12 protein-coding genes are annotated in these 11,246 nt (G+C 68.7%); 4 read left to right on the top strand and 8 right to left on the bottom strand.

Annotated features, from left to right (window positions below; all coding sequences use genetic code 11):
• Positions 1-507 precede the first annotated feature (507 nt).
• Positions 508-1,314: a VOC family protein gene (locus ACIRQ7_RS29365; protein WP_404265647.1), complete on the bottom strand. Its 807-nt coding sequence runs from the start codon at positions 1,312-1,314 to the stop codon at positions 508-510.
• A gap of 229 nt (positions 1,315-1,543) precedes the next feature.
• On the opposite strand from ACIRQ7_RS29365, the gene ACIRQ7_RS29360 reads away from it, so the two are divergent.
• Entirely contained in the window at positions 1,544-2,065 is a 522-nt protein-coding gene (locus ACIRQ7_RS29360) for an SRPBCC family protein (RefSeq protein ID WP_404265646.1), read from the top strand.
• 112 nt (positions 2,066-2,177) lie between these two features.
• On the opposite strand, the gene ACIRQ7_RS29355 is transcribed toward ACIRQ7_RS29360, so the two are convergent.
• The 5 genes from ACIRQ7_RS29355 to ACIRQ7_RS29335 all read right to left on the bottom strand — a co-directional run bounded on the left by ACIRQ7_RS29355 (position 2,178) and on the right by ACIRQ7_RS29335 (position 7,306).
• Positions 2,178-4,979 carry a molybdopterin-dependent oxidoreductase gene (locus ACIRQ7_RS29355; protein ID WP_404265645.1) on the bottom strand — a complete coding sequence of 934 codons (2,802 nt, stop codon included), beginning with the start codon at positions 4,977-4,979 and terminating at the stop codon, positions 2,178-2,180.
• On the bottom strand, positions 4,976-5,809 hold the full coding sequence (locus tag ACIRQ7_RS29350; protein ID WP_404265644.1) for an FAD binding domain-containing protein: 834 nt from the start codon (positions 5,807-5,809) through the stop codon (positions 4,976-4,978). Before ACIRQ7_RS29350 ends, ACIRQ7_RS29355 begins: the two co-directional genes overlap by 4 nt.
• A gap of 581 nt (positions 5,810-6,390) precedes the next feature.
• Complete coding sequence (locus tag ACIRQ7_RS29345) at positions 6,391-6,519, bottom strand: hypothetical protein (protein ID WP_404265643.1); 129 nt, start codon at positions 6,517-6,519, stop codon at positions 6,391-6,393.
• A 26-nt stretch (positions 6,520-6,545) separates the two neighbouring features.
• The gene (locus tag ACIRQ7_RS29340; RefSeq protein ID WP_404265642.1) at positions 6,546-6,932 is read right to left on the bottom strand and encodes a recombinase family protein; all 387 of its coding nucleotides are present in this window, start codon (positions 6,930-6,932) and stop codon (positions 6,546-6,548) included.
• On the bottom strand, positions 6,929-7,306 hold the full coding sequence (locus ACIRQ7_RS29335; protein WP_404265641.1) for a DUF6415 family natural product biosynthesis protein: 378 nt from the start codon (positions 7,304-7,306) through the stop codon (positions 6,929-6,931). The genes ACIRQ7_RS29340 and ACIRQ7_RS29335 overlap by 4 nt, the downstream gene beginning before the upstream one ends.
• A 145-nt stretch (positions 7,307-7,451) precedes the next feature.
• Here ACIRQ7_RS29335 and ACIRQ7_RS29330 point away from each other — a divergent pair, with 145 nt between their 5' ends.
• Both ACIRQ7_RS29330 and ACIRQ7_RS29325 read left to right on the top strand, forming a co-directional pair.
• Positions 7,452-8,891, top strand: a complete 1,440-nt coding sequence (locus ACIRQ7_RS29330; RefSeq protein ID WP_404265640.1) for a helix-turn-helix domain-containing protein — start codon at positions 7,452-7,454, stop codon at positions 8,889-8,891.
• 14 nt (positions 8,892-8,905) lie between these two features.
• Positions 8,906-9,388 carry a hypothetical protein gene (locus ACIRQ7_RS29325; protein ID WP_404265639.1) on the top strand — a complete coding sequence of 161 codons (483 nt, stop codon included), beginning with the start codon at positions 8,906-8,908 and terminating at the stop codon, positions 9,386-9,388.
• A 240-nt stretch (positions 9,389-9,628) separates the two neighbouring features.
• Here ACIRQ7_RS29325 and ACIRQ7_RS29320 read toward each other — a convergent pair whose 3' ends face one another.
• Both ACIRQ7_RS29320 and ACIRQ7_RS29315 read right to left on the bottom strand, forming a co-directional pair.
• Positions 9,629-9,832, bottom strand: coding sequence for an OB-fold domain-containing protein (locus ACIRQ7_RS29320; RefSeq protein WP_404265861.1), 204 nt, complete (start codon positions 9,830-9,832; stop codon positions 9,629-9,631).
• A 432-nt stretch (positions 9,833-10,264) separates the two neighbouring features.
• A complete protein-coding gene (locus tag ACIRQ7_RS29315) occupies positions 10,265-10,993 on the bottom strand; it encodes a TetR family transcriptional regulator (RefSeq protein ID WP_404265638.1) in 729 nt (242 codons plus the stop codon).
• A gap of 126 nt (positions 10,994-11,119) precedes the next feature.
• Here ACIRQ7_RS29315 and ACIRQ7_RS29310 point away from each other — a divergent pair.
• The coding region (locus ACIRQ7_RS29310; RefSeq protein WP_404265860.1) for an acyl-CoA dehydrogenase family protein at positions 11,120-11,246 on the top strand (127 nt) is incomplete at its 3' end.

Genomic DNA, 11,246 nt, shown 5'->3' with positions numbered 1-11,246 from the left:
GTTCGGACGCGCCTGCCTCCCCCGGGGTCCCGCGGCATTTCGTCGTCTCCCCTGACGGCTGGCGGGTCCTCTTCGTCCGTACCCGCGGCGCGACCCCTGGGCACGGGTGCTCGCCACGTCGGCGCGGGCCACGCTGTGCACGCAGGGCCAGCCGGCGGCCGGGCGCGCAGCCCCTCCGGCAGCAACAGGGCCCGTTGGTCCGGCAGTTGGGCCGCCACGAAGCCGGGCTACCAGATCACGAGGGTGCCGCGGCCACCCCGAGGTAGTGCAGCGTGTACGGGTGCACCTGGCCCGGAGGGGTCCGCAGCCAGCTGCCGGGGATCAGTACGGCCCGAGAAATCCACGGTGTGGTGCGCGCGGCCCGAGCCGACGTGGATGAGGGGGTGACCGCGCGGCCTCTGCGGCGCCCCCCGCCCGCCGCATTGCAGCGGCTCACCCTCGAATCGGCCCGGGATCTGGTGGACGGTTTTGCCCAACCAGGCCCAGGTCAGGCCTCGCCAGGCCAGGTCACGCAGACTCAGGCCCCATCGCGTTGATGACCGCGAAGACGGCGCCCTGCGGGTCCTGCACGACCGCCATCCGGCCCGCCATCATGTCGAACGGCGGCTTGAGGACATTGCCGCCCGCCCGGATCAGCGCGTCGACCGTGCTGTCGGTGTCGTCGACCGCGAAGTACGGCAGCCAGTGCGAGGGCGTGCCGGTCGGCAGGCCGTCGATGTTGGAGAGGGCCTGCATGCCGCCGACGGTTCGGCCGTCCACGTTGAGCGCGTAGTAGCCGCCCCCGCCTTCCATGGGGGCCGCGGTGATGCCCAGCGCCGTGGAGTAGAAGGACGAGGCGGCGTCCGTGTCGCTGGTGTCGAGCTCGTTCCAGATGATCGCGCCGGGCTCGTTGACGATGCCTGCGCCGGGGAAGTCCTTGGCCTGCCAGAGACCGAAGACGGCTCCCGTGGGGTCGCTGGCGACGGACAGCCGGCCGAGCGTCATCACGTCCATGCCCGGCATCATCACCTGGCCGCCGTTGCTCACGATCTTCCTCTCCGTGGCGTCGACGTCGGCGGTGGCGAGGTAGCTGGTCCACACGGGCGGCGGCGTGGGGTCGGGCTTGGTACCGTCCCGATTCATGGCGGTCATGATCCCGGCGACCGGCTTGCCGTTCAGGGAACAGACCGCGTAACCCCCGGTTTCGGGCGGTCCGACCTCTCCTTGCCAGCCGAACAGATCCCGGTAGAAGTCGAGAGCCGCCTGCTGGTCGGAAACCATCAAATCGACCCAGCAAGGTGTTCCGGGCGCGTACGGACCGGTGACATCTGACATGAGCAGCCTCCATAGCCTGACTGAGCGGTCGCGGAGCTGCGTGCGCGCAGAAGGCCAGCCAGTGATCTCTCTGCCGGCACGGCTTCAAAACCAGTCAAGCACCGGTCCACGGTGGGTGCACGCCGACGGGTGACGGTCCGGGGGCAGGATCTGCGTCGAGCCGCCTGTTCCGCTTGCTGACATCGAAGCTACTGAGCAGTAGTGTCGCGGGTCGAGGAATGGAGCTCATATGACCCGCACGCAACGCGCCTACACGGCATCCGGCAGCATCGTCGTCAACACCGCCCCGTCCACGGCTTACGAGCAGGTCAGCAGCCCTGCACTGATGGGGCGCTGGAGCCCGGAGAACCTCGGCGCGACGGTGCGCGACGCGCAGCAGCCCTCCTTCGTCGGCATGACCTTCGACGGCCACAACAAGCGTGGCGCCTTCCGCTGGACCACACGCTGCACCGTGACCGCGGCGGAGCCCGGCGAACGCTTCGCGTTCCGGGTGCACGCCATAGGGCTCAAGCGGCCATTTCTGCGGGGCCCGATCGCCACGTGGGAATACCGCTTCGAGAGTGCCGGCGCGGGCACGAAGGTGACCGAAACCTGGACGGACGACCGGCGGTCCTGGCCCGATTTCGTGGCCAACACCTTTGACCGGATCGCCACCCGCGGGCACACCTTCGCTTCCTTTCAGCACCGCAATATCCAGACGACGCTACGCAACCTCAAGTCGGCGCTGGAGGAGACTTCGAAGACGCCCTGATGAGTAGCTCGCTCCCTGTATGCCGTGGGGAAGGGCGCAGCGATTCGCCGCCACGTCGCCGCACACACCGAAAGATGCCGGTTGGTGCGGCGCCAAGGGCCGGGCTCCCGGTTCAGGCGCCAAGGGCCGGGCTCCCGGCGGTGGCCTGGGCGTACTGGTTGAGAGCGAGCCAGACCCGGTCCCGGGTGACGGGCAATTCGGTGAAACGGATGCCGGTGGCATCGCGCAGCGCGTTGGCGAACGCCGGAGCCACCGGGTTGAACGGGCTCTCGCTCATCGACTTGGCACCCAGCGGGCCGATCGCGTCCGTCGTCTCCATGAAGTGGACCTCGGTCCGCGGGATGTCGGCGTACTGGGGCAGGCGGTAGCGGCGGAAAGCCGCTGTGGTGACCTCACCGCGCTCGTCCACCCGCACGGTCTCGAAGAGGGTCGCGCCGAGCGCCTGGGCGACGCCGCCTTCCACCTGGCCGCGGCACTGCATCGGGTTCATCACCTTGCCTGCGTCGGCCGCGTGCACGCTGCGCAGGATGCGGATCTCGCCGGTGCCGGGGTCGACGGCGATCCGGAACCACTGGGCGTTGAAGGCCACCGAGCGCGGGGATCCGCCCCAGTGTCCGTCCGCAGCCAGTTCCTCCTCCGCCCCGGCCGCGTGGGCCGCCTCGTACAGTTCCTTCAGCGTGACCACCCGGCCCGCGCAGTCGATGGCTTCAGCGCCGATCTTGCACAGGTGCCGTGCCACGCCCGTGTGCCGGGCCGCGAAGGTCTGCAGACGCTCGGCCAGGGCGGCGGCTGCCAGCAGGACTGCCTTGCCCGCGACGACGGTGCCGGCCGAGCCGAAGGCTCCCGTGTCGTGGCGCACGACGTCCGTGTCGGACTGCCGGATCGCGATCCGGTCCTCGGTGGTGTTGAGTGCGCCGGCGGTGATCTGCTTGTGGACGGTGGTGGTGCCGTTGCCGAACTCGGCCGTGCCGACGGCGATGTCGTACGTCCCGCCCTGAAGGAGGGAGACACGCGCGTCCGCGTAGTGGCCGCCGGGCGGGCCGGTCGCGATCATCGCCATTCCCGTGCCCTGACCGATCAGCCAGCCTTCCGGGGCCTGTTCGGCGCTGGTGTCCTCCGCCATCGCGGTGCGGACCACGGACAGGCACTGGTCGAGCCCGTAGGAAGCGATATGGAGGTCCTCCTCCTCGCCGATCGGGCTGAGCATGTGCTCGCCGGGTCCGATGATGTTCTTCTCGCGGAAGGCGAGGGGATCCAGGTCCAGGCGGCGGGCCAGTTCGTCCATCACCGACTCGACGGCGAACGTGACCTGGCCCAGGCCGTAGCCGCGGAAGGCGCCCGCCGGCACGCAGTTGGTGTAAACGGAGTAGGCGTCGACCTTCTTGTGCGGGGCCCGGTAGACGGCCATCGACTCCCCCACGCTGTGGAACATCACGGCCGGGCCGTGGTTGCCGTAGGCGCCGGTGTTGGACACCACCCGGAAGTGGAAGGCGGTCAGGGTGCCGTCCTGGCGGGCGCCCATCTTGATGGCGACCTTGAACGGGTGGCGGGTGGTGGCCCCGTAGAACTGCTCGGCGCGGGTGTACTCCAGCTTCACCGGGCGGCGCAGCTTGAGTGCCGCGAGGGTGACGATGTCCTCGGTGAGCATCTCCTGCTTGCCGCCGAAGCCGCCGCCGACCCGGCCCGCGATGACCCGGACCTCGTCCTCGGGCAGGTCGTAGAGCGCGCACAGCGCGCGTCGGGTCAGGAACGGTGTCTGGGTGGAGGAGCGAACGGTCAGGCGCTCGCCCGTGCCGTCCTCCTTCGGCTCGAAGTACGCGACACAGCCGTGGGTTTCGAGGCTGGCGTGCTGGACCCGCTGGGTCTGGAAGGTTTCCTCGTAGATGACGTCCGCCTCGGCGAAGCCTTCCTCGACGTCGCCGATCTCCCCGTGCACCTCACCGGCGACGTTGTTCTCGGCGCGGGCGATGCGTGCGTCGGGGCCCTTGTCGCCGTGCAGCGCGGGTGCGCTCGGGAGCATCGCTGCCTCGGGGTCGATGACATGGGGCAGTTCTTCGTACGTGACCTCGATGCGTCGGCAGCCCTCCTCGGCGGCCTGCTCGCTGTCGGCGACGACGGCGGCGACACGCTGGCCGACGTACCGGACCGTGGTGTCGAGGACCCGCGTGTCGTCGGGGTCCTCGGTGGGGTGCTCGTGGCGGGCGGAGGAGTACAGCCGCTCGGGGGCGTCCTCGTGCGTGAGGACGGCATGCACGCCCGGGACCCGGAGGGCCGCGGCGGTGTCGATGGCGAGGATGCGGGCGTGCGGGTGCGGAGAGCGCAGGAGCTTCATGTGCAGCAGCCCGGGGACTTCGATGTCGAAGGTGTAGCGGGCGGTGCCGGTGACGACCTGGGGGCCGGCCGGTGCGCCGAGGCTCTTGCCGACCGCTTTGCCGGCGCACGGCCGCTCGGTGTGCTTGACGCCGCACACCGCGTCCTTGATGGCGCGGTAGCCCGTGCAGCGGCAGATGTTGCCCTTGAAGGCGCGGGGCAGGTCGTCGAGTTTGCCGTCGTCGTGTGCGGTTCCCTTCTCGGCTTCGAGGGCTGCCGTGGTCATCAGGAATCCGGCGGTGCAGAAGCCGCACTGGAAGCCCTGGGCGTCGAGGAACTTCTGCTGGACAGGGTGGAGTTCACCCTCGGGGGAGGCAAGGCCCTCGACGGTGGTGACGCTGCGGCCCTCGGCCCGTACCGCCGGATAGAGGCAGCTGTGTACGGGCTCGCCGTCCACGTGAACGGTGCAGGCTCCGCAGTCGCCGGCATCGCAGCCCTTCTTCACCCCGAACCAGCCGCGCTCGCGCAGATAGGTGCGAAGGCACTGCCCGGCGCGGGGGTCGGCGTCGAAGGGCTGGTCGTTGACCTGGATGTGGAAGCTCATCGCACACCGTCCTGGGGAAGCTGGGTGAGTTCGCGGCGGATCTCCTCGGCGAAGCGGAACGCCATGTGCCGCCGCCATTCGGGCAGGCCGTGGATGTCGTCGAACCAGTCGTCGTCGCCGACGGCCGCCTCGATGGCGCGGCGCAGACGGTCCTCGTCGGGCGGCAGCGGGAACCAGAGCCGGAAGGGTCGTACGGTGGCGGCGGTGACGGTCACCGCCATGGAGCCGTCCACGGGGTCGAGGGTGCCGATGACCAGCGCACCTGAGCGGCCGAGACCGTACAGCGATGCCTGGCGGAAGGCCGTACGGCTTCCCAGAGCACGCGCGGGCAGAGCGACCGAACGCAGCAGTTCGCCCTCGCCGAGGTCCTTGCGGCCCGCGCCGGTGATGAAGTCGGCGACCTTCACGCGACGCAGCGCGCCGCCTTGTGACTGGAGCAGGCACTCCCCGTCGAGCCCCGCCGCCAGCGAGATCATCGGCCCGGCCGGCAGCCCGTTGCAGAGATTGCCCCCGACGGTGGCCATGTTCCAGATCTTGAACGAGGCCAGGAAGGCCCGGCAGCACTGCTCGAACAGCGGCGCCGCCACAGCGTCGAATGTCCGACCGAAGCGGTAGAGCTGGGCGATGGTGCAGGTCGCAGCGATCTCCAGCGCCCCGTCGTGCCCGTGCCTGACCGGCTCCCAGCCCATCCGGCTCAGATCCACCAGACGCCGCAGATGCGGCTGGGGCTCGGAGAACAGGTAGGTGCCCCCGCCCAGCCAGGCGTCACCGGGCTGCCAGGGCTCACGACGGCGCGCGTCGCGCACGTCCAGCACCGTGTTCAGATCCATGCTTCCCCCGCCTTTCAGCCATCGCTTCCCCCTCAGTGAACCCCCTGGCGGGGAGGGAAAACGACTGGTTCAGCGCACGGAAAACCACCACCCTGACCACCCCGGAACTGGTTGATCAACCAAGAGGATTTCCGTGGCGAGACTTGGGCATTTGCAATGCTGAAGCTCACAATGGCCTGGTGAATGTGAGATGCGTGCTCGCCCTGCAGCCGCGCCAGGAGGCACCGCCTGCACGTCGAAAATCTCCTCCTGCTCGACAGCCTCGACATCGCCCTCGTCCGGGGCGACGAGTCCTTTCTCGGCCAGGAGATCAGCGGAGTCACCGGCAGAGATCTGGACGACCCGACGCGATGGCCCTCACCGCGGATCTGCCCCACCCTGGACCATCGGCAGCCGCCGACCGGCAGGGCATCCACAGAGGCGTTCTCACGCCGTCGAGGCGGCGGCACAGCCGGCTACCGGGCGCCCCTGCCTGCGCAGTGGCAGCGCCGCGCCCGGCGCCTCTGTGCGGTGTGTTGGTCTCCGCCCCGGACCAGGCCTTTGACGTACCGACAGGTACCGGATCCATCGCGGTGTGCTGGTCAGACACCCAGCACGCGTCGGGCATTCAGATGGGCAATCTTCGCCTTCGCCTCAGGTGAGAGGTCGGCCTTCGCGATCGAGTCCACGGCTTCGGCCGTGGACTCGTAGAGGGAGTCATTGGCGAACATGACCGCGTTGGCGGGTTCGGCACCTCTCAGGCACGCCGGCGTCGAGCGACGACCTCGTGAACGCCCTGGTCGGACTCGTCGAAGGTCGTGGCCGAGTAGCCGCCCGTCTGCGCGATGCGCTGCTGCATGGCGATGCGGTCCTGAACGTCGTGGGCAAGACGCGACCAGTTGTGCACCAGGCAGACCACCTCGCGGCCCACGGCTGCCGCCCGCATGGCCGCGAGCAGCTCGCCCAGCTGCGGCCGAGCGGAGCCGAGTGCAGCATCACCGAGGTCGAGCCAACGCCCGGCAAGGACCCATCCCTTGCGGTCGGCGTAGGCGTGGCAGCCGATGAGTCGCATGTCGAGAGGGCGCTGGGATCGGGACGCGCAACGGTCGTAGACGAAAGCCAGCGCAGCCCGGTTGGCGCTCACCGACCCACCTCAGCCGTGTGCCGGGCCAACAGCCACTGACAGTCCTGGGCAAGCTGATGCACCTGGACATGCGCCGCCGGCGCACCTCGTCCCAGGCCCTGCCTCGTCTGCCGCTCGATGGAGTCAAGGCGCCCCGTCAAACGGTTCGCCTCCACGCTGCCCTGCCCTTGCGCTCGATCCGGCTTGCGCGCCTCGGCGAGGAGTAACGCGATGTGCCCGCGGAGCACTTCCTCCAGCTCCACCATCTCGCTGAGTTCGGGTCTTCCCGAACCGAGTTGCCGCGCTCGGCGGATCGTCTCGCTGATGGTCTGCGCGTCAATCGGCACCTGTTGCATCAGGTTCAGCGTCGTGGCGGGCGGCCTGTCCATGTCCATGCTCCGATCTGGTCTGGAGGCACAGAGCGTGCTCTCCACACGACGGATCAGGAATGGCCAACAAGGGTTACCGAGACGGTAATAGACTCGTTTCCGGTGTAGCGCGACGATCAATCGTGCCTAGGATCACTCCGGGAGAGGGCCTATGGACACCCCCCGTAACCGGCTCAACTCCGACGTGCTGGAGCGTAACGATCTACGCAGAGCACTCGACGAGCACGACTTCGCTGCCGCCTTCGCTCTGATCAAGAAGTGGGGCGGGCTGAGTCAAAACAAGATCGCTACAGCATGCGAGCTGACCCCCGGCAAGGTCTCCAACGTAATCTCCGGTCAGCACCAGATCACGTCAATAGCCGTCATCCGCCGTATCGCTGACGGCCTTGGCATCCCCGGTGCATTGCTCGGCCTCGCCCCACGCCCATGGGAGAACCAGGCACAGAAACCTACCCCGCCCCCCACAGAGGATCGCCGGCCCTCCGAGGAGGTGTCGTGGCATCCCGACGCCACAGTCGGCCTGGCCGACCACCTGACGAGGAGCGATCTCGTGCTGAACCGCCGGGCCGCTACACGCGCCCTGTCCACAGCTGCCGTGAGCGGCGCCGCACTCCTCGATACTCTTGAGGGCTGGCTCCAACCCGCCAACGCCGACACCCGCGCCCGGCGCCGCGGACGGCTCGGAACTCGCGACCTTGACGATCTGGAGACGACCGCTCGCACGTTCCGCGCATGGGATCGCCAATACGGTGGGGGTCTACGCCGCAAGTCCGTCCTGGGGCAGCTCAACGAAGTGGCATCCGCCCTCGATGAGCACCAGAGCGCGCCCATCGAGCAACGTCTCTACGGAGTGATGGCTCAACTTGCAGGCACCGCAGCCACCATGGCATGGGACGACGGGCAGCAAAGACGTGCGCAGGACTACTACCTCGTAGCGCTGCGGTCCGCGCACGCCGGCGGAGACACCGCCTTCGGCGCCAATGTGCTTGCCGGCATGGCGCAGCAGATGCTCTACGCCGACCGCCCCCAAGACGCCCTCGAATTGGTCCGCCTCGCGCAAGACGGTGCGCGCGCCACCGCGGGGCCGCGGCTGCGCGCCATGCTCCACACCCGTGAGGCATGGGCCTACGCCGCGATGGGGCGGCACGCCGCCTTTCACCGCGCCAGCGGGCAGGCAGGCGAGGCCTTGTCTTCCGCCGGGCAGGACGAACCGTATTGGATCAGCTACTTCGACACCTCCGAACTCGCCGGCGTCACCGGCGGCCGCCTCCTCGACCTGGCGCGCCAGGCTCCCCGCCAGCACGCCGACACCGCGGCGAAGGAGATCCGCACGGCCCTCAACCAGCGCGGGTCCGAGGCGGGCCGGAGTCACGCCCTCGACTGGATCGGACTCGCCGAGTGCCATTTCCTGGTGGGCGACATCAATGGGGCGGTGGAAAGTACCCATCAGGCCGTTGGTGCCGCCACTCATACACAGTCGGGACGGGTGCGGCACCAGCTCGCACAGCTGTACCCGTATACGGTCGGCAGGGACGTCCCCGGGCCACTGCGCGAGGCCCGGGACCGGATCCGCGGGCTGCTGGCAACTTAGGAGAGACGGAGACCATGACCACCATCGCCGTTACCGGGCACATGGACCTCACGGAGAGCACCGTGCCTCTGGTTCAGGAGGCGCTGCGAAGCCTGCTGCGCGTGTACAACGCGGACGAGTTGACCGGGGTCACCTGCCTGGCACGCGGCTCCGACACTCTGTTCGCCGAGGCGGTGGTCGAGGCCGGCGGACACTTGATCGCCGTTCTCCCCTCGCAGGATTACCAAGAGGCAAAGGTCAAGCCCGATCACGCCCCTGCCTTCAATCGGCTGGCTGCCGTCGCGGACGTGGTGATCATGCCGTACGACACAGCGAATCGCGACGCGTATGAAGCAGCCAATGGCGAGTTGCTGAAGCGGGCCGACCGCCTCGTAGCAGTGTGGGACGGCAAGCCGTCCACAGGAAAAGGTGGCACGGCCGACACTGTTGAGCAGGCCCGCGACGCCGGCCTGCCTGTCGATGTCGTGTGGCCGAGCGAAGCCCAGCGCGGCGCCTAAGGACGAACCGGTTTGCGAGGGGGGCGATACGCCTCTTAAGGCAGGGGTGGGTGACCGCCCTCTGGGCCGGGCCAGGAAACCACGTTGGGTACGAGCGATTGCTCGTCGCGTGGACGGTCCCCACCGACACCTACCTATGCATCCCCTTCGACCGTCTCAGGCACTCAGCCGGCGTCGACCATCAGCTTCGAAGGCTCGGAAACCCCCAAACCCATCCGCCCTGGGGCCCCTTCACCAAGGTCAAACGCCCTCCCGAGCGTAAGACACGTCGCAGAGCTGGAAAACGAGCTCCTGTGGGGGCAGTCCGGCGGAAGTGGCCAGGCGTACCAGGGCTCCCTGGTGTATTCGCTCCGGTGGGGCACCGATGATCCTGGCGCGAAGGCGGTAGCCCTCATCCATCGCGATGACGGCCACAGGACGCGGCACCCGCGCTTCGGCCGACAGTGACCCTGCGGATGACGCCGGTGCCGATACCGGGCTCCCAGGCCAGGTCGGTGCAGCCGCATGCGGGGCAGAGCAGGCGCCGGAAGGAAGGAGTGCCGCACCAGCAGCAGCGCTGGAAGTGCAGTGTCCCGTCTTTCACCTCGGCCGGGCCTTCCTGCGGGAGGGGCTCCGTTGCCGCTGGTTCCACCTGCGTGGTCCAGTCCGGTGCGTCGTGGTGGTGAGGGGCGTCGAGGGAATCGATCACTGGGTGAATCACGGTGCCATCTCCTTCCGGGAGGAGGACTGCCGACGAGGGCGAGTCCGTTGGCATCCGCCACCCCGGGCACGAGGCTGCGGCGCACCAGCGTCGTCGCGCCATGCACACTCAGAAGATATGACACTCAGTGCCACACGTAAAGGTACTGAGTACCCACGGTCGAACCCGCGGCAGCCTTACCCCCCGGTACTGGCCTCGATCTCCTGCACCACGCGCCACATGGGGGTCCCTCGCTTGGTGATCACGACGACGACATCCTCCGGCTCCCGCCCACCTTCGCCCGCTTCCTCCCCCGGGCTGCTCCAGGACTGCTGCACGAAGCCCAGAGCGTGATCCATCCGGGCCGTGACGTCCTCGTCCCCGCCGGAACGGAGCCATGACCGCAGTGCGTGGTTGTGGGCGGCCACCACCGAGGCCGCGATCGTCTCAGCGCGCAGGTCCCTGTCGGGCCGGCCCGCGAAGCGCCGCTGCAGATACTCCGCGAGGGTGCGTTCGTAGCGGCGGACGACGGAGAGTTCGTGGGTTCGCAGGCCCGGAACGCTTTTGGTGAGGCGGTACCGCTGCACCGAGAACGAGGGGGCGGCGGCGTAGACCCGCAACACCAACCGGGCCGCCTCGCATGCCCGCTTCACCGGCTCCTCCTCGCTGGGCTCCTCGAGGAAAGCCGTCATCTCGGCGAGGCATTGCTCATGGTCGGGGAAGACCACGTCCTCCTTCGACGGGAAGTAGCGGAAGAAGGACCGCCTCCCGACACCGGCGAGCCGGACGATGTCATCGATGGTGGTCTGCTCGAATCCGCGCTCCACGAACAACGCGAACGCCGCCGAGATCAGTGCGTCCCGCATCGAGGGCCTGGCGGCGGCCCCGTCGGCGACGCCCGCGCCGTCTCCCTGTGCCTCACTCATGCGGGGAAGATACACCGACCGTCACGGACCACGGACTGGACGCATGGCACTGAGTGTGCATACTTCAGGGTACTGAGTGCCATCCATGAGCGCGATCGGACGATCGGACGACGGGACGTGTCTGCAATGAACCACATGCTCGACCTCTACCGACTGCCGGAGGAGCACGACATGCTCCGCGAGTCGGTGCGTTCGCTCGCCGAGGCGAAGATCGCGCCCTTCGCCGCCGCGGTGGATGAGGAGGCGCGCTTCC

Source organism: Streptomyces sp. NPDC101393, assembly GCF_044767385.1.
Lineage (GTDB): Bacteria > Actinomycetota > Actinomycetes > Streptomycetales > Streptomycetaceae > Streptomyces.
Note: the sequence above shows the minus strand (reverse complement) of the source record. Positions and strands in the feature narration are given on the sequence as shown.